The sequence below is a fragment of the Rickettsiales endosymbiont of Peranema trichophorum genome, assembly GCF_004210275.1.
GTDB lineage: Bacteria > Pseudomonadota > Alphaproteobacteria > Rickettsiales > Midichloriaceae > RICK02.
In genome coordinates, this window is the sequence record NZ_SCFA01000002.1 from 1 (window position 1) to 22,535 (window position 22,535).

Annotated in this window: 23 protein-coding genes and 2 tRNA genes; 8 read left to right on the forward strand and 17 right to left on the reverse strand. The window is 41.2% G+C overall.

Going from position 1 to position 22,535, the window contains the following annotated elements; all coding sequences use genetic code 11:
• Positions 1-409: 409 nt before the first annotated feature.
• From EDM53_RS00015 to EDM53_RS00045, 7 genes are all read right to left on the reverse strand, one after another.
• A complete protein-coding gene (locus EDM53_RS00015) occupies positions 410-1,126 on the reverse strand; it encodes an HdaA/DnaA family protein (protein ID WP_130121198.1) in 717 nt (238 codons plus the stop codon).
• 53 nt (positions 1,127-1,179) lie between these two features.
• Positions 1,180-1,743, reverse strand: coding sequence for a ribosome recycling factor (gene frr, locus EDM53_RS00020; protein ID WP_130121199.1), 564 nt, complete (start codon positions 1,741-1,743; stop codon positions 1,180-1,182).
• A 7-nt stretch (positions 1,744-1,750) separates the two neighbouring features.
• The gene (gene pyrH, locus EDM53_RS00025; protein WP_130121201.1) at positions 1,751-2,461 is read right to left on the reverse strand and encodes a UMP kinase; all 711 of its coding nucleotides are present in this window, start codon (positions 2,459-2,461) and stop codon (positions 1,751-1,753) included.
• Positions 2,462-2,465: 4 nt separating this feature from the next.
• Positions 2,466-3,356 (reverse strand): translation elongation factor Ts, encoded by an 891-nt coding sequence (gene tsf, locus EDM53_RS00030; RefSeq protein ID WP_130121203.1) that lies wholly within the window; start codon positions 3,354-3,356, stop codon positions 2,466-2,468.
• Positions 3,357-3,402: 46 nt separating this feature from the next.
• A complete protein-coding gene (gene rpsB / locus EDM53_RS00035) occupies positions 3,403-4,221 on the reverse strand; it encodes a 30S ribosomal protein S2 (protein ID WP_207215374.1) in 819 nt (272 codons plus the stop codon).
• A 198-nt stretch (positions 4,222-4,419) separates the two neighbouring features.
• A tRNA-Thr gene (locus EDM53_RS00040) sits at positions 4,420-4,494 on the reverse strand.
• Positions 4,495-4,649: 155 nt separating this feature from the next.
• Entirely contained in the window at positions 4,650-7,061 is a 2,412-nt protein-coding gene (locus EDM53_RS00045; protein WP_165379483.1) for an ankyrin repeat domain-containing protein, read from the reverse strand.
• Positions 7,062-7,252: 191 nt separating this feature from the next.
• Here EDM53_RS00045 and EDM53_RS00050 point away from each other — a divergent pair, with 191 nt between their 5' ends.
• Positions 7,253-8,245, forward strand: coding sequence for a magnesium transporter CorA family protein (locus tag EDM53_RS00050; RefSeq protein ID WP_130121207.1), 993 nt, complete (start codon positions 7,253-7,255; stop codon positions 8,243-8,245).
• A gap of 5 nt (positions 8,246-8,250) precedes the next feature.
• Here EDM53_RS00050 and nusB read toward each other — a convergent pair whose 3' ends face one another.
• The 3 genes from nusB to EDM53_RS00065 all read right to left on the reverse strand — a co-directional run bounded on the left by nusB (position 8,251) and on the right by EDM53_RS00065 (position 9,293).
• Positions 8,251-8,676 carry a transcription antitermination factor NusB gene (gene nusB, locus EDM53_RS00055; RefSeq protein ID WP_130121209.1) on the reverse strand — a complete coding sequence of 142 codons (426 nt, stop codon included), beginning with the start codon at positions 8,674-8,676 and terminating at the stop codon, positions 8,251-8,253.
• A gap of 31 nt (positions 8,677-8,707) precedes the next feature.
• The gene (locus EDM53_RS00060; protein WP_130121211.1) at positions 8,708-9,184 is read right to left on the reverse strand and encodes a 6,7-dimethyl-8-ribityllumazine synthase; all 477 of its coding nucleotides are present in this window, start codon (positions 9,182-9,184) and stop codon (positions 8,708-8,710) included.
• A gap of 18 nt (positions 9,185-9,202) precedes the next feature.
• A tRNA-Leu gene (locus EDM53_RS00065) sits at positions 9,203-9,293 on the reverse strand.
• Positions 9,294-9,701: 408 nt separating this feature from the next.
• Here EDM53_RS00065 and EDM53_RS00070 point away from each other — a divergent pair.
• The 4 genes from EDM53_RS00070 to fdxA all read left to right on the forward strand — a co-directional run bounded on the left by EDM53_RS00070 (position 9,702) and on the right by fdxA (position 12,977).
• Complete coding sequence (locus EDM53_RS00070) at positions 9,702-10,508, forward strand: pyrroline-5-carboxylate reductase family protein (protein WP_130121213.1); 807 nt, start codon at positions 9,702-9,704, stop codon at positions 10,506-10,508.
• Entirely contained in the window at positions 10,492-11,325 is an 834-nt protein-coding gene (gene proB, locus EDM53_RS00075; protein ID WP_165379484.1) for a glutamate 5-kinase, read from the forward strand. Before EDM53_RS00070 ends, proB begins: the two co-directional genes overlap by 17 nt.
• 16 nt (positions 11,326-11,341) lie before the next feature.
• Complete coding sequence (locus tag EDM53_RS00080; protein WP_130121217.1) at positions 11,342-12,586, forward strand: glutamate-5-semialdehyde dehydrogenase; 1,245 nt, start codon at positions 11,342-11,344, stop codon at positions 12,584-12,586.
• Positions 12,587-12,653: 67 nt separating this feature from the next.
• Positions 12,654-12,977 (forward strand): ferredoxin FdxA, encoded by a 324-nt coding sequence (gene fdxA, locus EDM53_RS00085; RefSeq protein ID WP_130121219.1) that lies wholly within the window; start codon positions 12,654-12,656, stop codon positions 12,975-12,977.
• A gap of 247 nt (positions 12,978-13,224) precedes the next feature.
• Here fdxA and EDM53_RS00090 read toward each other — a convergent pair whose 3' ends face one another.
• The 5 genes from EDM53_RS00090 to tpiA all read right to left on the reverse strand — a co-directional run bounded on the left by EDM53_RS00090 (position 13,225) and on the right by tpiA (position 18,284).
• Positions 13,225-14,724 carry an HlyD family type I secretion periplasmic adaptor subunit gene (locus tag EDM53_RS00090; protein WP_130121221.1) on the reverse strand — a complete coding sequence of 500 codons (1,500 nt, stop codon included), beginning with the start codon at positions 14,722-14,724 and terminating at the stop codon, positions 13,225-13,227.
• Positions 14,725-14,726: 2 nt separating this feature from the next.
• Positions 14,727-16,427: a type I secretion system permease/ATPase gene (locus EDM53_RS00095; protein ID WP_130121223.1), complete on the reverse strand. Its 1,701-nt coding sequence runs from the start codon at positions 16,425-16,427 to the stop codon at positions 14,727-14,729.
• A 171-nt stretch (positions 16,428-16,598) separates the two neighbouring features.
• Positions 16,599-16,958, reverse strand: a complete 360-nt coding sequence (locus EDM53_RS00100; protein WP_130121225.1) for a DUF2628 domain-containing protein — start codon at positions 16,956-16,958, stop codon at positions 16,599-16,601.
• Between the two features lie 16 nt (positions 16,959-16,974).
• On the reverse strand, positions 16,975-17,439 hold the full coding sequence (bcp, locus tag EDM53_RS00105; protein WP_130121227.1) for a thioredoxin-dependent thiol peroxidase: 465 nt from the start codon (positions 17,437-17,439) through the stop codon (positions 16,975-16,977).
• Positions 17,440-17,561: 122 nt separating this feature from the next.
• Positions 17,562-18,284: a triose-phosphate isomerase gene (tpiA, locus tag EDM53_RS00110; RefSeq protein WP_130121229.1), complete on the reverse strand. Its 723-nt coding sequence runs from the start codon at positions 18,282-18,284 to the stop codon at positions 17,562-17,564.
• A 127-nt stretch (positions 18,285-18,411) separates the two neighbouring features.
• On the opposite strand from tpiA, the gene EDM53_RS00115 reads away from it, so the two are divergent.
• The 3 genes from EDM53_RS00115 (at position 18,412) to rlmB (ending at position 20,199) form a co-directional block, all read left to right on the forward strand.
• A complete protein-coding gene (locus tag EDM53_RS00115) occupies positions 18,412-18,681 on the forward strand; it encodes a hypothetical protein (RefSeq protein WP_130121231.1) in 270 nt (89 codons plus the stop codon).
• 106 nt (positions 18,682-18,787) lie between these two features.
• Positions 18,788-19,381, forward strand: a complete 594-nt coding sequence (gene lptC, locus EDM53_RS00120) for an LPS export ABC transporter periplasmic protein LptC (RefSeq protein WP_130121233.1) — start codon at positions 18,788-18,790, stop codon at positions 19,379-19,381.
• A 20-nt stretch (positions 19,382-19,401) separates the two neighbouring features.
• Positions 19,402-20,199 carry a 23S rRNA (guanosine(2251)-2'-O)-methyltransferase RlmB gene (rlmB, locus tag EDM53_RS00125; RefSeq protein WP_130121235.1) on the forward strand — a complete coding sequence of 266 codons (798 nt, stop codon included), beginning with the start codon at positions 19,402-19,404 and terminating at the stop codon, positions 20,197-20,199.
• 11 nt (positions 20,200-20,210) lie between these two features.
• On the opposite strand, the gene EDM53_RS00130 is transcribed toward rlmB, so the two are convergent.
• Complete coding sequence (locus tag EDM53_RS00130; protein WP_130121237.1) at positions 20,211-20,978, reverse strand: nucleotide exchange factor GrpE; 768 nt, start codon at positions 20,976-20,978, stop codon at positions 20,211-20,213.
• Positions 20,979-21,010: 32 nt separating this feature from the next.
• On the reverse strand, positions 21,011-22,501 hold the full coding sequence (locus EDM53_RS00135) for a replicative DNA helicase (protein ID WP_130121239.1): 1,491 nt from the start codon (positions 22,499-22,501) through the stop codon (positions 21,011-21,013).
• Between the last annotated feature and the right edge of the window lie 34 nt (positions 22,502-22,535).

The window sequence follows — 22,535 nt, forward strand, 5'->3', positions numbered from 1 at the left end:
GTAACTTACAGCCTGTGGAAAACAAGAGCGAAGGTCTTTAAGAACATAGTGTATATAGAAGTATTTAAAGGTTCTGTGGTTGCTCATGTGAAATAAGACTAGTATTGTCATAACCTCTGAAAGAGCCATTCTACAAGGCTTATTGCGTTTTTTATTTGGGTTAGGCAAACCAAATCTCTTATTTTTTTCTCCAAAGGTGTTGCAAAAATCATCAATATGACAGAAGATGTCAGTGAGGAATGGGAATATAGACTACCTGTTTAATTTGGGTTAAAAAGATAAGCTTACTCTCATTCCTTTCCATCCGCAACTCTCTCTTTACACCATTTCCAACTCATCCTTATATCAAACTGAGGTTCAGTTATGATTTCATAGAATTTATAACTTTCTACAAAGTTATAAGGCAATTTCAAGGCAAGAGTATAGGGAGAGAAGGGATGGAGGCATTGGTGTGATTGTTCTCTGTAACGTTTTCTTTCACTAGATATGTATTCACTACATCCCTTACCAGCGGTACAGTGATGTTCCGCTTTTCGGATAATGAATACTTATCCAATGCCTGAACAAGTGATGATATATAACCAAAGCTTCTCTCTGTCCTTGTAAAGATGTAGTCTAACACATCATCAGAAATCAGAAGCTGCTGATCCCTAAAGTGCTTTAGCAATAAAGCCTTCAACATGTCATCATCTGGTGATTTAATCAGAACCTTGTTAGAGGCATTAATTCTGGATTGCAGATCCTTCAAAGAAAAGCTTGGAATACATGTCGCAGTCAACAACAATACTATCGATTGCTCTACAGCTATATTAATGGCATAAAAAAGCTTCTCCTGCTCCTTAGTCTTATCTATATCCTCCAAGATCCAAGCCGGAGCATCACTTAAAGCTGTCATGTCTAGAGCGCTAAGATCGATATATTCTGCTGCAGTATTGTCAGCAAAAATCTTTGCCAAATGACTCTTTCCAGATTTCTCAGGACCTATTATTAAAGTCCTATTATTAGGCCATGTACCATAATTTGTAACGTGCCTATAGGCCTCCAAATTACAACATGTTACTATGAAGCTGTCCCTAGTCGTGTTTTGTTCATTCACAAAGTCAAAAGTGCGCTGCGTCAGGACCACCTTCTCCACTCACTTATCAGATCCACATCACAGCCTCAAAAAGTCAACTTGTACTACACTTTCATGATCTCTTTGATCTTTTCGGTTGTCATGTCGTCAGCCTTTTTGACGTGTTCGTTCGTGACTTTCTGCACTTCATCAGAGTTGTGCTTTAGGTCATCCTCAGACATCTGTTTTTCCTTTTCAAGCTTTTTGATGGTTTCTAAAGCATCACGGCGAATATTTCTAATTGCTATCTTTGTGCTCTCGGCATATTCGCTTGCCTTCTTGCTTAGTTCTTTCCTTCTCTCCTCACTTAAACCAGGTATAGGAATCTTAATGACATTACCTTCCGTGATTGGGTGTAGACCAAGGTTCGCATTGCCAATCGCCTTCTCTACAGCCTTCACTACCTCCTTATCCCACACCTGAACTAACAACAACTTAGGATCAGGTGCAGAAACAGTACCTAACTGATTTAATGGAGTTAGCAAACCATAAGCCTCCACTTTTATAGGATCTAACAAAGCAGTAGATGCCCTACCAGTTCTCAGTCCGTTTAAAGAGTGCCTCAGGTTGGTTAAACTACCATCCATCCTCTTTTTTACGTCATTTAAAAGATCCACGATTCCAGACATTGCATTCTCATTGAATAGTTGAAAAACTTCCTACACCCTCTAAAACCCTTAAGAGCTCACCTTGATGATGAATATTAAAGATCAATATAGGGATTTTATTTTCCCGTGCAAGTGTTACTGCAGCAGCATCTAACACCTTTAAATCACCAGATAGAACCTCTTTGTAAGTAAGTTTTTCATGTTTCACTGCATTCGGGTGCAACCTAGGGTCGTCAGAGTAAACACCGTCTACTTGACTACCCTTGAGAATCGCATCACAATTCAATTCTGCAGCTCGTAACGCAGCCCCACTGTCAGTAGTAAAGTAAGGGTTGCCGGTACCCGCAGCAAATATCACTACCCTACCCTTTTCCATATGTCTAATCGCTTTTCTTCTAATGTACGACTCACATATCGTAGTCATTGGAATAGCGGATTGTATACGCGTATGGACCCCAAAGCTCTCAAGTACGCTTTGTATCGCTAGGGCGTTTATAACTGTTGCTAACATACCCATGTGATCAGCACTAACCCTTTCAATACCTATGCTAGTAGCTATAGCTCCTCTACAAATGTTACCTCCTCCCACTACAACCGATATCTGATACCCCGCGTCTCTGACCTGCTTAATATCATTGCAAATAGCACTGATCGTATCATGATCGTGACCAAATTTTTGAGGGCCCATCAAAGCCTCCCCAGATAACTTCAGAAGTACCCTCTGATACCTTTGGCCCATAACTCTAGTTACTATTGAGAGTTTCGCCCACACTATATCTTAAGTACTTCTGCACTTTGATGTCGTGGCCGATCTGCTTGGCGTATTCTTCTATCACTGTTTTAACGCTTTTTTTGTTGTCCATCACAAATGGCTGTTCAAGTAATACAACGTCCTCATAGTACTTCTTAATCTTTCCATCAACAATTTTTTGTACAACATTTGAAGGCGTACCGTTGCCTAGGGCCTGCTCGGTGTATATCGCACGCTCACGCTCTACTTTTGTAGGGTCGACATTTTCTATGGACAACACCTCAGGCCTCGCAGCAGCTATGTGCATCGCAAGCTGTTTAGCAAGTTGTGAGAGAGACTCTTCATCCCCAGAAGAACTAATCGCTACCAATACCGCTATCTTCCCCGCTCCATCCGTCACTTTATTGTGAATGTAACTACCTATCACACCATTCTCAACTCTTAATACTTCAAATCTGCTCAAGTTAATGTTTTCACCTATTACAGCAATGTGATTGCTTATCAAGCCCTTGATGGTACCGCCATCAACCTCAGATGCAAGAAAGTCTTCCACGCCACCTTCAAAGCCCATTAACTTCTCACCAAGAAACTTAGCTAACTGTTGAAATTTCTCGTTACGAGCAACAAAATCTGTTTCTGAGTTTAACTCTAACACTACGCCGGCTTTCCCTTGCACATTCACTGCAGCCAAACCCTCTCCTGCAGCTCTAGAAGCTTTCTTGTCAGCAGCTGCAAGACCTTTCTTTCTAAGCCACTCCACGGCAGCTTCAATGTCTCCAGCCGAAGCTACCAAGGCATTTTTACACTCCAGCATACCAGCACTTGTAATCTCCCTCAGACGCTTCACGTCCGAAGCACTAAAACTTGCATTATCATTTGTCATTTTATCTTCTCAATCAAATTGAACTTTTCTTATGATTTCTATAGTGTTATTTTTCTTCTTTCTCCTCCTCCATCTTAATCTCCTCAGAACTTGTATCCACAAAGACAGTAGCAAGGTCAGGAGTTGAAGGAGCAGCCTCTGAGGCACTACCTACGTCGACTCCAACAGATTCAACATATCGCTGCATACCGTTGAGGACAGCCTCAGAAGCAAGATGACAATACAGTGTAATCGCCTTGATTGCATCGTCATTGCCTGGAATCAAATGGTCAATTTCATCAGGCGAAGAGTTTGTGTCAACAATCGCAACAACTGGAATATGAAGCTTTTGAGCCTCTTTAATTGCTAGCTCCTCCTTGTTTGTATCTATTACGAACAAAATATCCGGAGTAGAGCCCATATTTCTTATACCACCCAGTGCCCTTTCAAGCTTCTGACACTTTCTATACAAGTCTAATCTTTCCTTTTTGGTGAGCACTATTTGATCATTCGCTAGCATTGCTTCGTACTCTTTAAGAGTCTTAATGGAAGCAGAAACGGTCGACCAGTTTGTAAGTATACCACCGAGCCACCTATGGTTAACATAATACTGACCACACTTTTGTGCATATTCAGATACGATCGACGTGGCTTGTTCTTTTGTCGCTACAAACAAAATCTTTCCGTTTTGAGCAGCAACATCTTCTAAAGCCTTCAAAGCTTCTGAGAGTAATGGCACAGTTTTTTGCAGATCTATTATGTGTAAACCGTTCCTCACACCATATATGTATTCCTTCATCTTTGGATTCCACAATTTTGACTTGTGACCAAAGTGCACCCCAGCTTCCAAAAGCTGGCGCATAGTAAATCCGTATTTATTAGACATCGTAATCTCCATTTTGGTTAAACCTCTATAGGCTAAACATCTTGTTAGACACCAAAAAAAACAGCCTATATGTGAACTAGGTATTTATATATTACAGTTGTAAATATTATTCAAGACGTACATTAGGCTAACTGAAAAATTAACACACCAGCACTTCAACTACGCGAGAATAATTAGACTTTTTATACAACAGTGTAGTGGTGCCGAATATCTGACTTGAACAGATGACCTACCGCTTACAAGGCGGTTGCTCTACCTCTGAGCTAATTCGGCGGTATATCCTACGACAAATATCACACAATACAGAATTTGACTAGTGATTATTAAAGAGTATTTTTCACCGTTTCTACTTAGAGAGTTGTAAGCGCTAAGTATTTCTCAAAGCTTAATTGCAGCTTTAATGTGTGTACATTCTTTAATAAAATGGACTATATTGTGCTATTTGATCCACCAAAGCTTGATGGACCACCAAAAAATTCACCTGTTTGGTCCTCGCCTTGATCCTCCGATCCTACAGAGTACAACGGCTCATCATCGGAACCATCAGGGTAAGGGTAAGGTGGTGGAGCAGGGGCAGCAGCACTTCCCGAAACAGCAGACAACAAACGATGATACTGTAACAATAGGGTATTTAAGACGTATTCTTTCTCCTCTGCCGTCACCTCTATCGATCTAGCAGTAGCTACATTTACTGACGTCTCTGTGAGTTCTGTGGGGGTACTTTGCGTTTCTGTATGTTTAGCGTTCGCCAAGTTTATTATTGCTGTACGCATACTCTCCAAAGTGTTGACAGCACATTGCTTCTGATCGTCTACTAGATGTAGCACCTTTCGTTCCTCTGCAATCTCTCGGTCTAGTTGATTCAACTGCTGTTCTGCCTCACCTAGTACCGTAGGGTCATAACTAGCACTGACATACATTACTGTGTACTCAATGGTCTCTTTGACAGAAATAATTTTTAAAGTATCTTCACGATTCATGATATCAATGACACCATTGTGTGTATTTCTCTCCAGTACTATCAGGTTTTCTCCATGGGAGTTTTTATAAATAGCTTCACCGCTAGGCCTCAAATCACCAGCATGTACCGCTTTGTAATAACATACACCTTTGTTAAACTTTAAACCATTTTGACCTTTGCTATAGCGAGGTATCACCTTCAGTTCTTCTCTACCTATGTTTAATTCTTTATCCAAATCATATTCTGGTATGTATACATAAAATGAGTCCCGCATTCCTGACGCTACTTTATACACTCCAGATTGCTTCGCTGTTACCACTCCATGCTCAGGCAAAGCCCATTGCGGTGTTCTACTGCCATCGCTTGCTGCAACTTCTCGGGACTTTGCAAATGTGTGTTCGTACTCATGCTGAAAGTATTTGTGTAACAACTGTGGATTTGTCACCAACTGCAGCACTAGTTCCTTAGCACCTTTTATTTCATGGCATTCCAGAATTGCACTAATATGCATGATCACGTAGTCCATTCCTTCAACATCTTGTATCGTTTCTAGCAATGCTATCGCCTCATCATGCTGTCCTGATAGGTATGTCAGCAAAGCGTTAGTAAGCACTAACTCCACTTCTACTGTTGGCTCTGCAACCTGATTTCTAAAGTGCACTAATGCTTGAGACAATATTGAGCGATCTACTGAAACGGGAGCAACGTACTCATCTTCACCAAAAGTTGGACTGACTCCACCTTCCTCTTCCTCACTTTCGTATACTAACTGCTGATCTACAAATGCAGGGAGTGAAATATCAGTAGGGTTTTGTCTTATGGCAGATTCATCAGTTTCTGGTATTGAGGTGTCATGTTCAACGTCTACGTCTAAAGAGCCTACAACATTATCTGTATCGCGAGACGAATCATCGTGATCTTTAGTAGATAATTTTACACCTGATTTAACTTTGGTATGACGAGCAGAGTGTTTCTTTATCTTACCGCTATTGAGGTTTGCAGCCTCTGTTGTACACAACAAACCACATGCTTTTTCTAGCTCCCTAAAGAAATGCAAATTCAAAATATGAGTGGTAATGATGAGGTTTTGAATTTTAACAAATTTTGTTGCTTCATGCCTACCGGCATTTTGCAACACATAATTGAGAGACATTTCAGTGGATATGCGAGGATCTTGAATAGCTGTCTCAAGTTCGTCTTGGCCCAGGGACAAGGCTGGAGCGGCTAGTTGCCTGACTATAGCTTGTGGAACTGTTTCACCTTCTCTCAGTGTGTCTGATAGCCCTACAGTAGGGACACTAAGAAACTGAGTTTTACGAAAACCAAACTCATACGAGGAAGAATCTATTACGTACTCTTCACGACCATCATCTTGCAGTTTAGCCTTCACAGGCAATGTGACACCCGCATCTATTAGATGGAGAACTATAGAATAGTGGTTAGCTGCAATAGCTGCAGACATTGGAGATATCTGTTGTTTGAGGTCCAATGGAATTAGCTTATTGTCAATAATGCCTTTGATCACTTGCATTGGAAGGCCTGAGATTTGGCTATATTGATCAGGGGAAGCATGAGCAGACACCTGATAATTTGGATCGGCGCCTAATTTAAGGAGGGTCTCAACCATACCCTCGTCACCTTTTCTACATGCTATTATAAGCGCTGAAAGCCCTAGATCTCCAATTGGTTTATTTAGGTCAAGGCCATACTCACTAACAATCTTTTTAACTTCATCTGCATTTCCTTGCATCACCAACTTGTACAAAGTACCGTATGCATTTTCTTGTGATTGTCGTTTTGCAAAGCTGTCTAATAGTTTCTTTTTATACTTTTGTTGTTTTGTGGCCACGTTTTTATTAAATTTACATTCAATTATCACTCAGCATACTGTGTAAACTAAGAAAGTCAAGTGACTGCCGCAGGATAACATTTAGCTTGAATTATTGAAATGTTCGTTGCTTAGACACTGCTTTTCGTTTAAAACGTATGTATAGTGGGTATACTAAACACAAAGTACAAGTAAGTTGTAAACAGCTATGCTAACCGTTTCATAAAATCAACTGGTAAAAGATGATCGTTGCCTTTATAAACTCTCAAAATGCATTAACAAAGGAAGAATTAAAACCTGGAGATAAAATTCCAAACGGACTAGTGTGGGTAGACCTCTTTGAGCCAACTGCGTCAGAGGAAAAATATATAGAGAAAGTCCTGAATATTGAAACTCTTACAAAGGAGGAGATGGACAAGATTGAGGTGAGCTCCCCATTTTATAAAGAAGGTGACGCATACTATATGACTATCACCGTCCTACACAGATCAGATCTAGAGTACCCTGATAGTACCGCCATTACATTTATTTTAACTCCAACTTGCCTTGTAACGCTCAGATACAGTAGGCCACGCGCCTTCAATAACTTTGCCTCTAAAGCGATCAAAAATCCAGAGTTGTGCGCCACACCGGAATTGGCTTTTGAGGGTACCATAGAGTCTATAGTCAATAAAGTAGCTGGCACACTTGAAAAGTCTGGTAACGACTTGGATATGATCCTCAAAAAGCTATTTGAAAAAAGCAGTGACAATGGAGATGGATACGGGTCTTATTCCACCAATTATCATGATATCATCAAGGAAGTTGGTCGAACTGGTAACGTAATTTCCAAAAACAGAGAGAGTTTGCAAAGTATCAACAGAATGCTTATCTTTTATGGTCAAATGGAAGCATCAAAGTCTTCTGGCAAACGTGAGTATAAACCATGGTTTAGGACTATATCAAGAGAGCTGCTATCGCTAACTGAGTATGCGCACTTTCTATCGCAACGGGTGAGCTTCATGTTAGATGCAGCACTTGGTATGGTAAGTGTAGAGCAAAACAGCATTATCAAGGTATTTACAATAGCTGCAGCTGGTTTTATGCCCCCTACACTAATAGCCAGCATATATGGTATGAACTTTAAACACATGCCTGAAGTTAATTGGGAGATGGGTTATCCATTTGCAATCTGTATGATTGTGATTTCTGCCCTGTTCCCCTACTTCCTTTTCAAAAGAAAAGGGTGGATATAGTACCACTACTTCACTTCCTTTTGAATAGCATCAAGCACACCATTGATAAAGGGGGTATCCTCCTCGCATGCGAACACCTTTGCGAGTTCTAAGTATTCGTTGATAATCATAGCATTTGTCATTGCGTGGGAAGGCTGAGGGCCACTTATCAATTCAAAGACACCAACACGCATTATCTCTTTGACTAATAGTGGCAACCTGCTGAGCTGCCACTCTGCACTTAAATGGGATTCAAGACGCTCGTCAATTGACTCAAGATTATCAATCGTTCCTTCAATCAGGATTTTCAAGAGCTGCATGTTCATGTTTTTTACTTCCTGAACATAAACATTAAACACCTCTATAGTGTCAAATATCACAGTGGATAGATCTAGAGACCTGTCATGCACATCAAATGTGTATAGACCTTGTACGGCAAAAACACGCGCCATTCTGTTTGCATGAATCTTCCGAGAATATATCTTAGTTGTGTTTATACTGTCCACTATCCGTAGCGTTATAAGCTTGATGCAGTTGTTTAATTTTTATGAGCTCTATGCAGCTTTCTGTAGCCTTTGCAGCAACCTCCATGATCTTCCGTAATAACCCATCAGAACAAGGGGTGATGTTGACGATACCAAAACCAACCGGAAGAGTAAAATGCATCGCCAAGTCATTAACTCCCCTCACACACTCCAAGTATTCCAGGTTGTACATATCGTTCACTGGACCAGTTCCGTCGTCTGATTGCCTCATGATAGCCCCCAGTATTATTACACCATCATACTCAAAGGAATCCAGTACTATACCTAAAACCGATGGCACCCCAACGATTTGTGGAGCTGTCACACTATCGTAGTCTATACCATACTTATCCAAAGTAGATACAGCCCCTGAAGTGAACATACTTTCAACTTCCAAACTTGAGTTTGCAACAATTATCAACACTTTATCGTTCATGACACCGATTTGATTGAGTGGTGCGGATGGAGGGACTTGAACCCACACATCATATGTATTAGACACCAGATCCTAAGTCTGGCGCGTCTACCAATTTCGCCACATCCGCAATTAAGAGAACTTAACACAGGTTATTATAACAGCCTCACTATCTCATTTCACTATTAATTTACAAAGCTGATTATTATATGTTAGAGCACTGATAGATATGTATAGTATCTTCAGTCCATTAATACAATCAATATCTTCAAGTAATATTAATAGTTCATAGCGATTTCAGTCAATAAGTGAATGACAAGATCCAAGGCATAATATGAAATGTCGGCAATCAATTATGTGCAAAAGCTGGTGTATTATCACAATTATCAGGTACCCACTGTTGCTTGAATTCAGATATTAGTATCACTGTGCACTATGACAATTCACCGTTGTGATTTTTACATACAGTTTGCATTGATCTACAGAATATGTTAGGTGTAGAGCATATAGTCCGTTCGTGTAATGTAAAAGCTGCCAAATGAAAGTTTTATTGATTGGATGTGGCAATATCGGCTCTGCTTTGCTTAAGCTATGGGTTGATCAAGGTACTTGTACTTCTGTTGTTGTGGTGAACCCACAGCTAGTAGACGCTGAAGAGTTTTCTAGCCACACTCATGTAAAGTTTGTCATCACCTTTGAGCAAATACCGCATGACTTTGTTGAAGATATTGTTGTAATCGCAGTCAAACCCCAGAACCTCGATGCAGTAGTCACTAGCTTAAAAGATAGGGCAAATAATGCGCTTGTCGTTTCGGTGCTTGCAGCTACTAAACTACAAAGACTGCATAACCTCCTTCCAATGCATAAGAATATTATTCGCGTCATGCCCAATATTGCAATCAAAACTGGTAACAGTATAAACCTCACGTTTGCTGATACTGGTATACAAGATGCATTTATTGAGCTTTTTGAGAGACTTTTTGGTGCAACGGGAGATATCATATTTCTGAAGCATGAACTCAGCATCGATATGTTGACACCTGTTGCCGGCTCCGGCCCAGCCTATTTCTTTTTATTAGCCGACTTACTATACTCCGAAGCTAGGAAGATATCACTTAATGATATTGAGGCAAAAAAAATGATCGACAGGCTATTCGTCGGTGCAGCAAGCATGATTCAACAAGACGTTCAATATGAGGACATGATCAAATCAGTGGCAAGTAAGGGTGGCGTTACTGAAGCCGCTTTAAATGTGATGCGCACGAATATGACCGATGTGCTTCAAAGATCACTTGATTCAGCACTTGTTAGACTTGGTGAGATGTCGGATGAGAGTAGTCATTAAGGTTGGTACTCAAAGTATATTGACAAGCTCAGGAGCTCCTGTCCTAAAAACGATTCGCTCACTTACTACACAGATAGCGTTTCTTAAGCGACAAGGACATGAGGTGCTCCTAGTTAGTTCTGGCGCTGTATGTCTTGGAAGAGGTGTAGCACAGCGGTACTTTGGTAAGGCATATGGCACATCACTGAGAGAAAAACAGGTTTTAGCATCGTTAGGCCAACATTCCCTTATTAACATTTACTGCAAACTTTTTTTAAAGCACAATTACTTGACGTCCCAAATATTGGTCACCAGACACGATTTTGAAACACGACAACATTCTCTGAACATCCTAGAATTGGTTGAGGAGCTATTACGTGACAAGCACATTATACCAATAATTAATGAGAATGACGCCATAGCAATTGCACAATGTATGTTTCTTGATAATGACGAACTATCAGGATTAATCGCCGAGCAGATCAAAGCTGACAAGCTTGTCATTTTGACAAACACCGATGGTGTATACAACCAATATCCAGATAATCCTGAGGCAAAAGTGATACGGGTCATAGATCCAAGTGGGGAATGGCCGGACATATCAACGACCAAAAGCACTCATGGAAGAGGTGGAATGGTCAGTAAGCTTAGCACAGCTAAAAAAATGTCCCAAATTGGGGTAGTGACACACATCGCATCTGTCAATCATGAGGATGTTCTTAACAAGATAGTTAAAGGAGAGCAAGTCGGAACAACTATTCTGGCACTACCCAATCAACAAAATAAAGAATCGCATCTTGATGCTGTATTTGCCAACCCAATATTCTGTAATCACTAATCCCTGACACTTACTTATGGAGCTGCTCGATAAAATCAAAAACGTCAAACAAGTAAGCCATAAGATTAGTAATCTTACAGACGCTGCGAGAAATAACGTTTTAGAGTCGTTAGCATCTTCATTACGTGATAACATTACAGCGATTATTACCGCAAATAAGATAGATTTGGACAACATGAAGGAAAAAGATGCAGTCTATGATCGTTTGTTGCTGGATGAAAACAGGATACTTGGCATTGCTCGCGATGTTGAAGAGGTCACCAAATTTGCCTCACCAATAGGGAAAGTGCTGGAGAAGAAAATGGCGCCTAATGGTCTTGTGATCACCAAGGTATCAGTACCTATAGGTGTTGTCGCTGTCGTCTACGAATCAAGGCCCAATGTCACTGTCGACGTGTTTTCATTGTGTTTCAAAAGCGGAAATAGCTGCATTTTAAAAGGAGGAAAAGAGGCGTATCACACGAATAACGTATTAGTTAGCTTGATTCAAAGCACTTTGGAACGACAAGGTGTAGACAAGAATGCTGTAATGTTGTTGTCATCTAACAGGGATGATGTACATACCTTATTACAGGCCGAAGATCTTGTCGACGCATGTATTCCAAGAGGTAGCAACTCTTTAATAGACTTTGTCAGAAAGAATTCCACCATACCCGTAATTGAAACAGGAAGTGGTGTAGTCCATATCTACTTTGATTTATATGGGGAAGTGCTAAAGGGACGCAATATCATTGATAATGCCAAGACTAGAAGGGTCAGCGTATGTAATGCGTTAGATTGTCTCTTAGTACATAGAGAGCGTCTTAAAGATCTATATGATATAGTTGAACCACTTCAAAGATCACATGTTGAACTATTCGTAGATCATGAAGCTTTTGATGTACTTCAAGGACAATACCCTTCACACCTCATCTTCCATGCCAGTGGTCAAGACTATGGTAGAGAATTTTTATCCCACAAAATGGCAATCAGGACAGTCGATTCTGTGTCATCAGCAGTTGCACATATCTCAAAGTACACATCTGGACACAGCGAGTGTATTATCACCGAAAACGAAGCAATTGCAGAGTGTTTCACGACAGATATCGATAGCGCTGTAATTTACGTCAATGCTTCTACAGCTTTCACAGACGGAGGAGAATTTGGTATGGGAGCAGAAATAGGAATCAGCACACAAAAACTCCATGCCCGTGGACCTATGGGGCTTGAAGCATTAACAAGTTATAAGTGGATTGTATACGGTAACGGACAAATTAGGTGATCCCCTGCTTGACAAGTTATCAAAGGGTGATAGGTTTGAGGACGTTATAAACATACCGATTAATACTATGACACACGTTGTGACTGAAAACTGTATCAAGTGCAAATTCACAGACTGCGTAGAAGTGTGTCCTGTAAACTGCTTTCACGAAGGTGAAAACATGCTTGTAATCAATCCAGATGAGTGTATAGATTGCGGAGTATGTGTTGCTGAATGTCCTGCTGAAGCTATCTCAGCTGAGTCTCCAGCACTGATTGATTGGATGGAGCTTAACGCTAAACATGCCAAGATATGGCCAAGAATATCAGACAAGAAGCTGCCTAAAAAGGATGCAGAAGCACACAATGGTGAACCTGGGAAATTTAACAAGTACTTCACGGAAAATCTCTGATACCAATTCTCATTTTTAAATGATTCAAAACGGATTTTGTGAAACTCGGCTCTGCCCACGTATTTACAATACCCTTACGCAGCCTCATCCTCAAATCCATTTGCCTGATTTAATCTGAAATTTGGTATAATTATCACCTGTTGTAGTGCCTCTCGCAACGAACGTATTGCTCTCCGTGTCACTGCAGTGTCCCGTCCTTTTAAGCGCTCTGCTCTTCCAATATCAACTGCAATTACAAGCGCAGTTGTTAAGCTTCTTTGAAGGCTTTGTGGAAGCTGTCTATGATAGGACTAAGCATGTATTGTAGGAAGGTTCTTTCTCCCTTCACTATAAACACATCTACCGGCATCCCTGGACTTAACTTCATATCATAGTTGATCCTTTCCAGCTCACTTTGATCAAAGCTAACCCTCACTATGTACGGCTGCTGCGATGGATGCAATCTCTCGTCATAATGCTTATCCGCTGACACATACACAACCCTCCCCTCTACTCTTGGCACCAATCTCGTCTTATATGCACTTAACTGTATCCTCACCAATAATCCAGGATGTACGCTCTCTATGTCTTTCGGTAATACTTGTACCTCCGCTAATAGCTCATCATCCTGCGGTATTATCTCCATCAATGGTGTCGCTGGATGTATCACACCTCCTACCGTATGGTATTTCATGTGTGCTACTATACCATCACTTGGTGACTTTATCACCGTCCTCTCCAAGATATCCTTTGATGCTTCGTATTCCTCTTCAAAGTACAGCACCTTCTCGTGCGCCTCTCTCAGCTCTCTGTTCAATTCCTCATTGTGCCTGTGCTCCCAGTTGAACCTCTCTATCTCTTTCGTTAGCTTCAATGCTTCGTACTCTTCTATCCTTCCTTTAATGTCCGATATTCTACCTTCCATATCCTCTAACGCTCTTCGATACTGAAACAAGTCACTCTTCCTTACATGCCCTTCCTTGTACAATTCCTCCGCATCCTCAACCTGCTCCTTTAGTAGCCTATACTGTGATTCCAGCGCCTTCAACGTCTCCCTATGGGAACCCGCAAGCGCCTTGAACCTTTCTATCTCCTTCTTCTCAGCTTCTATCTTCCCATTTAAAAATCTCATCTTCGCTTCAAACAATAACCTCTGGTTCTGTATCATTTGCAATACTTCTGGAACACTCATGTCAAATAGCTCACCCTTAAACTCAAGCTCCTTTGCTCCCAATTGTTCTCCCAGCAACCTTACCTCCACTGCCTTCCAAATCCTTAGCTGACTCAACGACTGCTCCACCTTCGCCTTCGCAGCCTTATCGCTTAGCACCATCAATTCCTGACCAGCTCTTACACTCTCTCCGTCCCTCACTAGTATCTTCTCTATCACACCTCCTTCCTTGTGTTGTATCGTCTTTCTGTTCTCACTCAGTACTACCGAACCGTGCGCTATAACCGCACTATCCAATGGTGCCAGTCCTCCCCACACCACAAACACCATAAACGCTATCAGTATCGTCACAAGCGCAAACCTTATCGGCTTTTTAATCATTTCACTTAGCTCTTCAAAACCCTTCATCTGAGCAACTATTCCATCCACGTCGCATGATGACATGAAACTTCTCACATCATTGTAAAGAGTCCGCAACCAACCTATGTAACCTTTCGCAACGCTACATGTTGTAGCACACCACTCTTTCCCACACCTAGATACACTTCCTTCTTCAGAACTCTTCGGCGTAACGTCTTTTAATTCTATTCCTGTCATTGTTATATCACCTGCTGTGTTTTATTTAGTTGCGATAATACTTCGTCCCTCTTACCCATCGTCACCATACCTCCATCTCTCAGCACCATAATCTTATCAACTATGCTCAATATGCTACTCCTATGTGATATCAAAATACACGTCATCTTCCTTTCCTTCGCTACTGATAGCGCCGTACTAAGTGCAACCTCACCAGAGCTGTCAAGATTGGAGTTTGGTTCATCCAGTACTAAAATCTTTGGATCTCCGTAAAAGGCCCTTGCCAACGCCAACCTTTGCTTCTGTCCTCCAGACAACACAGAACCATCATACCCTATCTCTGTGTCGTACCCTTTTGGTAGTTGCAGTATCATCTCATGTATACCCGCTATCTGAGCCGCTATCACAACATCTTCAGATGACGCATCCGCATCCATCCTGGCAATGTTGTCCTTCACCGTTCCACCAAACAATTCAATATCCTGTGGTAGGTACCCAATGTACTGCCCTAGTTGATTTCTCTTCCAATCCTTTAAGCTAGCATCATCTACTCTCACCACACCCAACGACGGCTGTAGCCCTCCTACCACCAGCTTTGCTAACGTCGTCTTTCCAGAACCACTTGGACCTATAATCGCCAACATCTCGCCAGCTCCTAATGAAAAGTTGACACCCTTAACAATGTGCTTTTGAACACCTTGTGGTGCAAAATACAGGTTCTCTACGTCTATCTTACCCTCAGGAGCAGGTAATTCCATTCTGTTCTCAACCTTCTCCGTAACCTCATATGACTTGCTTAAGCGCTCATAGGCCTTCCTGCAGTTTACAAAACCTTTCCATGAAGCTATTGCCTGCTCAAATGGAGCAAGCGCCCTACCTATCAATGAGGAGCTAGCTATGATAGCACCAGTTGACATCTCATTGTTGATAACAAGGTACGCACCTATACCTGTAACCAGCACCTGCAAAAACATTCTAATGAACTTTGTAATCTCCGTCAAAACACTCTGGCGCTTTCCAACTAAAGCTTGTACACCTTGTACATGCGTGTTCACCTTCTGCCAGCTTTTGATAATGTTATTGAGGAATCCCATCACCTCTATCACTTCCGCATTCCTGGTGGCCTGGTCCACATGCTTCATGCTCTTAATAAAGCCCTCATTGTTGGCATCATGTAGAGGCTTTGTAAGCCTGTCAGACAGTATAGCAAAGCCAACCAATATGACACCTCCAATAACAGCAAGTGCACCCATGTATATGTGTATGATAAAGAGAGCGATGATAAATATTATAGCCCATGGAGTATCAAGAATGGTCAACAAGGGTAGGCTAGTCATGTATGTCTTAATGGTCTGCAAATCCCTAAGCTGCTGGCTTCCAATGTTCACCTTTGACTCAAGCGACATTCTCACAGAGCAGCTAAATACACCCTCTGATAGCTGCTTTTCTATCCACGCTCCCATCTGTAACATGGCAAAAGAACGTGCAGCCTGCAAAAGTGACATCAAGCCAAGCGCAAGGCCTATAACTAGCGTCAACATAAATAAAGTATCAAGGTTACCGCTAGATATAACTCTATCCAGCACCTGCATTGAGTATATTGGCGTCGCCAACATCAGCATGTTTAAAATACATCCAAATACTAAAACGTATTTAAACATTAATTTGCACTTTGCTAGGGTCAGCTTCAAGGGATTGTGTTCTGTAATATTACTGGTAACCATACTATGTCTTCTTCATAAAATTTGTTTCTAGCACAATAACCGACTTGAATGTTGTACTATGTATAAGTGATGCAGATAGTTACTTCATAATACATTTTCAAGTAGTAGAAGTCAATTTTCTGTGTAAGTAAATGGTATTTCAAAAATTTTGATACTCATTACAACATTTTGCTATACTAAATTATTATTCGTTAAAAATTTTAAACGAGCTTCGTCCAATGTTTTAGCGACCACCACATCTTTAAGCTTGTAGCCCATCCTGAGGTATTTTTGCTGCAGCCAAGTATGTGCAGATAATCCTATGTACAGCGATAACATCACAGCAAATATCGATGCAGAACGATTACATAGCCCCAAGGAATTAATTACCAACAACAGGACTAGGAAACACAATAACTGCTTCCACATTCTGTGGTATAACATCCACAGCGGCCCAAAAAACATAGCAACCAAGGAAAAGTCTTCAGGAACCTCAAGCATCTTTTCAAAAGAGTCGCCCTGCCCTTTACTGAAAAACGTTACAACTTTCATAATTTTATGCTTACATCTATAAATTGCGTGCTGCGTTCAGTACATCCTGGGCATGTCCCGTAATTGAAACGTTCGGCCATACTTTCTGAACCAAACCAGTCCTATCTATTAAGAAAGTCGTTCTAACTATACCATTGTACTTTTTGCCCATAAAGCTTTTCTCCTGGTATACTCCGTAGCGCTCACATACATCCGACTCAGAATCAGATGCCAACAAAAAAGGTAGCGTACACTTGTTTGCAAACTGTATATGACTTTTGACAGAGTCTTTAGAGATACCAATGACTTCCGTATCATACCTAGCAAATTCATCCATTAGATCTCTAAAATCCTTCGCTTCAAGAGTGCAACCCGGAGTATTGTCCTTTGGATAAAAATATAGGACGACATTCCTGCCTCTGAAGCCCGACAGAGATACAGTAGCACCATCGGCAACTGGTAAGGTAAAATCTGGAGCTAGCTCACCTTCTTTAATGTACATATATAAACTTTGGTTTCTACACTACTAGCTATGTTACACTATTCTCAGAATATTGCAAGTAGGGTATACAATATACGACAGCCAGTGTATGTGTATTCAGATTTACGTCAAGATCCAGACGATCACATAGCAAGCGCTAATGATGCGTATATTTCCTTAAAGCTTTCAAAGTTCAGTGATGCCTTACCAACTAGAAAGCCCCCTATTCTGTTGCATTTCATCAGCTCGTGGCAGTTGTGTGCATTTACAGACCCTCCGTACAAGACCGACACATCTCCACCGACTAGATGCTCTATATGCTTGACAACCTCTTCTACGTCATCAACCGTAGGAATCACACCTGTTCCTATGGACCACACCGGCTCGTATGCTACTGTCATCTTCCTTACACCCTGTATTGCAGCCTCACTAATTTGTTCCATAATTACACTGAGAGTTTTGCCTTCTTTCCTGTCTTCCATACTCTCACCTACACATACAATGGGATGCAACCCCTCGTCCAGTACCATTCTCAATTTAGAAGCGATATGACCACTTGTTTCGTTATAGCTTCGCTTTCTTTCCGAGTGCCCTAAAATAACGTATTTACAGCCACTTTCCCTCAACATTGCAGCACTTACATCTCCTGTGTGACTTGGTGCATTATGCATTGAACAGTCCTGAGCTCCTAGAAATACAGAGCTCCCCTCTATCACTTGATTGATAGCATGTAGGTAAGGAAATGATGGACAAATCACACTTCTAACGTTTTTACGCAACGAAATACCGACGATTTCATCCGCCAACTTTTCCAAAACGGACAACCCAGAACTCATTTTCCAGTTTGCAACTAACAACTTCCTCATAGCGCTAACATTACAGTGTTAAGTTTACTACTTCCGAACACTCACATTGCACACTAAGACATCTAAAATGTCAACACCACTTTTTTATTTCAAAGCCTTGGTACTTCAGAGACTATCAGCAAGTTAATTGGAACGAACAGAATTCGCACAGAAGTTGTCTGTTAAGTTGCTGGAAAAGGGAGAGCGGGCATTACAAAAAAGGGGCGGCGATGACAGAGGAGGGAGTGGGAGTGATAAAGGAATGTCCCAGAATGCCAAAAGAGAGAGGTGCGGGAGTAGCAAAGGAGTAGTACAGAAGTGGCAAAAGAGGGGGGCTGAGCGACAAAGGAGAAGCGGTGATGACAAAGGGAAAGCTCTGGATTATCACGCGATGTGTACAAATCAAGATTTGGTCTGATACAATAGAAAGCATTTTCATAAAAAATGAAATATGCTATATTTTTGATTTGAATACTTAAGTGTTAAACAAGTATCATAAATCCACCTATACTGTCAGCAAATAAATGGCCAGCAAAAAATACAGCATAGTCGTTCAATGTAGCAAACTTTTGTTAATTGGCCTGTTGTTACTCACATTGTCACACGTTTTTGTAATACCGTTGTTTTACAGTACTCCTGATAGAGTTGGTATAGAGCAAGGTGAAGTCGTACAATCCATTGAAAACAAAGTGACATCCCCAAGACTCTACGGTAGAGACATAAGAGGACGTCCATACGAGGTCACCGCAGAGTACGCTGTACACCTAGATCAAAACCAAATGAAATTGTATAAAATCATGGGGTATATAGGATTTGAAAACCCCCACAGGGTATATTCAATATCAAGCGACGTTGGAGAAACCAAAATCAATTCAAATGTAGTTGATTTGTCCGGTAATGTCAGACTTTCCGGAGATGATGGTTACGTTGTTACAACCGAAAAGGTCACCATTGATTGCGTCAGATCAGCTCTATACACTCAGTCAGGCGTCACTTTAAAATGGAATGGCGGCACATTAAAGGCAGGTAAGCTAGATATTCCAGCTGGCTCTCGCACGTTGATCTTTAAAGGCCCAATTCAAGTACAGTTAACAAACGGTAAATCTCAAAGCAGGTGATACCAAATTGAGGAACGAACATGAGCGACTCAAAAAAAACAATGGTGAGACTCAGTTGTAAGAATAAGACTCAGAGTCAGAATCCATCAGCAGAGTACGTAATATACGGTAAGCATGCTGTAACCGCAGCTTTACTCAATACAAAGAGAGGATGCAAAGAGCTGTGGATCACACAGAACGTAATGAGTGACCTTCAAAATACCATCCAATTATCAAGAATACGTCCTAATCTCAGGACGAACCTGGTATCTACTCGGGAATTTGCTCAAATATTCCCAAACTCTGAGGGAAGTAGGTGCATAGCACTAAGAGTTACAAGCCTTGCACAGCCTAAACTTAGCGATCTCCTAGATACTTTGCAAAATAAGCGTTCAACTATCATACTTCTCGATCAAGTCAATGATCCTCAGAACCTTGGTGCAGTCCTTAGAACCGCTCTAGCTTTTGAATCCGATGCTATAATAGTCCCAAAAGATAACTCTGCAAATGATAGCGGTACTGTTGCAAAGGTAGCATCTGGTGCCTTGGAATTGGTACCACTCGTTACAGTCAGCAACTTAAGCAACGCTATCATCCAATTAAAAGAACATGGTTTTTGGATCATAGGGCTAGATGCACATTGTAATGCTGACATTACAACACTGCATCAATTTGAAAAGGTAGGATTGGTCTTTGGTAATGAAGGGGAAGGAATGAGAAGGCTCACAAGAGACAATTGTGACATTTTGAGCAAAATCAAAATCTCGTCCAAAATGGAAAGCCTAAATTTATCAACATCCGTGGCTATCGCCCTGTACGAACGCTACAGCAAGCAATAACCGTACGCACATCAGCTTGACGAACGCTTTGCGATCGCCACAAGCGCAGGAGACAGCAGCCTATCTTTGATTGTGTACCCAGCCCGTATCACCTGGACTACAGTTCCTTCAGGATGCTCAGATGTGTCGACCTGTAGTACCGCTTGATGCACATTGTGATCAAACAGTTGATGCATAGGATATATCCGACTGATATCATACTTTTGAAATATGTTTGTAAGCGTATTTTTTGTTAATTCAATACCGTCAACAACTGCCCTGAGCATTGGTACAGCTTCAGTACCCTCAACCCTAACACTCTCCAGCGCACGATACATATTTTCCAGTACATCAATTAGGTCCCTCGCAAAGTTAGTCACAGCATATTTTTTCGCCTCATCCAGCTCCCTTGCCGCTCTTTTTCGTACGTTCTCGTTCTCAGCTTTTTCACGAAGAAGAGACTCACGCACATCCTTTAAATCCTGTTCTAGCTGGAGAGCCCTACTGCGTATACCATCCTTGTCAGCTTGCTCACGAATGAGCAGTTCATGCATCTCCTTCACGTCCTTTTCTATCTGCACAACCTTCTGTTGTAAATTCTCGTTTGCACCATTGCCATGCGTAAAAAGACCATGCATCTCTTTCAAGTGTGCACCTATCTTGTTTGCGTTCTGAATTAAGACATTCGCTACCTCTCCTTGAACACGAGCGGTCTCATTTGCAACGAGCTCTAAAATGTCAAGATTATCTTTATCTTCAACAGTTTGCTCGTTCTCGTAATGCTTGTAATTGTCTACCATTGTATCCCTCAATTAATATATGAACCATTTCATCATATAGATGCTTCATTTCCAACACGTTTGACATCCAAGTTCGCAAATGAAGTGAAATCAGAATCAAATCTTAGAAAGACACTACCAACAGGACCGTTTCTTTGCTTTGATATCATTATTTCAGCTATATTCTTTATTGGCTCTAGTTTTGTTTGCCACTCTCTTCTCTTTTCTTCCTCACTTGGCTTCTTTCTTTCCATATAGTACTCTTCCCTATAGATGAACATGACTACATCGGCATCCTGTTCAATGTTACCACTCTCTCTTAGATCAGACAACTGCGGCTTTTTATCCTCCCTAGACTCCACCGCCCTAGATAATTGGGATAGAGCTATCACAGGCACTTCCAACTCCTTCGCTATAGCCTTCAGACCCTGTGATATCTCCCCTATTTCGTTTACTCTATTCTCAGCAGTGCCTTTACTTGTCATAAGCTGTAGGTAATCAACAATTATCAAGCCTAAGTTGTGTTGCCTTCTTAGCCTACGGGCTTTGGTCCTTAAAGCAGATATAGAAAGTGCAGCAGTGTCGTCTATAAATATGGGAAGCTCATTTAAATAGCTACTTTCCCTTGAAAGTGCAACGAAGTCCTCCTTCCCTATGCTACACAATCTGATTTTTGTGCCTCTTACCTTACTTCTCATCGACAGCATTCTAGTCACAATTTGCTCAGCAGACATTTCCAAAGAGAAAATTCCAACAGACTTAGGCTTCTCTTTGCTTGCTTTGGACTCACCCAACAATCTATCAGCTGCGTTTAATCCAATGTTTACAGCAAGTGACGTTTTACCCATCGATGGTCTTGCAGCTATTATAATCAAGTCCGATGGATGCATACCTCCAATGTAGTTATCAAGCTCAACAAAACCAGTAGGTACACCATTTACTTTGTGCCCCTTTTTCATTGCCGTTGACAACTGCTGAAGAGTATTGTGCAGAACGTTTCTGATGTGTGACAGTCTGCTATTATAAGTGCCCCTTATGGCGAGCTCAAATAGTTTCTGCTCCGCCGCTTCAATTTGAGCTTCCGCTCCTTTTTTTAGATTTTCCTCAAATGAGTCATTTACTATGTCTTCACCAATCTGTATCAACATGCGTCTGATTGCGGTTTCGTATATCACCCTCGCAAAGGACTCTACGTTGATGATTGAAGTAGCCGCTGCAGAGAGCTTCACCAGATAATCAAAGCCTCCCACACCAAGCTCCTTCAATGTTTCGTCCTGGTCTAAAAGACTTTTTAAAGTAATAGGGTTGGCTATCAAGTTTCTATCAATCAAATGAATGATATTTTGATATATCTTTGCATGCAACGGAAGGTAGAAATGCTCCTGTAATAGGAAGTCCCCTATTTTATTGAAGTACTCGTTGTTATTTAACAATGCACCAAGCAACCCTTGCTCCGCATTAATGTTGTGTGGCATCTCTCTAGATTGCTTTGCTGCAACAGGATCAGCAACGTTATTGATGCTATTCAGTATACCTTCGATCATCTTATTTTCTCTGTACACCGTATCTGTTGGTTAT

Coding starts and splice junctions, on each gene's coding strand:
- frr (WP_130121199.1), bottom strand. CDS start 1,743: ATGTCTGGAATCGTGGATCTTTTAAATGACGTAAAAAAGAGGATGGAT.
- EDM53_RS00130 (WP_130121237.1), bottom strand. CDS start 20,978: ATGGTAGACAATTACAAGCATTACGAGAACGAGCAAACTGTTGAAGAT.
- tsf (WP_130121203.1), bottom strand. CDS start 3,356: ATGACAAATGATAATGCAAGTTTTAGTGCTTCGGACGTGAAGCGTCTG.
- EDM53_RS00050 (WP_130121207.1), top strand. CDS start 7,253: ATGATCGTTGCCTTTATAAACTCTCAAAATGCATTAACAAAGGAAGAA.
- rpsB (WP_207215374.1), bottom strand. CDS start 4,221: ATGTCTAATAAATACGGATTTACTATGCGCCAGCTTTTGGAAGCTGGG.
- EDM53_RS00135 (WP_130121239.1), bottom strand. CDS start 22,501: ATGATCGAAGGTATACTGAATAGCATCAATAACGTTGCTGATCCTGTT.
- lptC (WP_130121233.1), top strand. CDS start 18,788: ATGGCCAGCAAAAAATACAGCATAGTCGTTCAATGTAGCAAACTTTTG.
- EDM53_RS00090 (WP_130121221.1), bottom strand. CDS start 14,724: ATGACAGGAATAGAATTAAAAGACGTTACGCCGAAGAGTTCTGAAGAA.
- bcp (WP_130121227.1), bottom strand. CDS start 17,439: ATGTACATTAAAGAAGGTGAGCTAGCTCCAGATTTTACCTTACCAGTT.
- pyrH (WP_130121201.1), bottom strand. CDS start 2,461: ATGGGCCAAAGGTATCAGAGGGTACTTCTGAAGTTATCTGGGGAGGCT.
- tpiA (WP_130121229.1), bottom strand. CDS start 18,284: ATGAGGAAGTTGTTAGTTGCAAACTGGAAAATGAGTTCTGGGTTGTCC.
- fdxA (WP_130121219.1), top strand. CDS start 12,654: ATGACACACGTTGTGACTGAAAACTGTATCAAGTGCAAATTCACAGAC.
- EDM53_RS00100 (WP_130121225.1), bottom strand. CDS start 16,958: ATGAAAGTTGTAACGTTTTTCAGTAAAGGGCAGGGCGACTCTTTTGAA.
- EDM53_RS00060 (WP_130121211.1), bottom strand. CDS start 9,184: ATGAACGATAAAGTGTTGATAATTGTTGCAAACTCAAGTTTGGAAGTT.
- rlmB (WP_130121235.1), top strand. CDS start 19,402: ATGAGCGACTCAAAAAAAACAATGGTGAGACTCAGTTGTAAGAATAAG.
- EDM53_RS00080 (WP_130121217.1), top strand. CDS start 11,342: ATGGAGCTGCTCGATAAAATCAAAAACGTCAAACAAGTAAGCCATAAG.
- nusB (WP_130121209.1), bottom strand. CDS start 8,676: ATGGCGCGTGTTTTTGCCGTACAAGGTCTATACACATTTGATGTGCAT.
- proB (WP_165379484.1), top strand. CDS start 10,492: ATGAGAGTAGTCATTAAGGTTGGTACTCAAAGTATATTGACAAGCTCA.
- EDM53_RS00070 (WP_130121213.1), top strand. CDS start 9,702: ATGAAAGTTTTATTGATTGGATGTGGCAATATCGGCTCTGCTTTGCTT.
- EDM53_RS00095 (WP_130121223.1), bottom strand. CDS start 16,427: ATGGTTACCAGTAATATTACAGAACACAATCCCTTGAAGCTGACCCTA.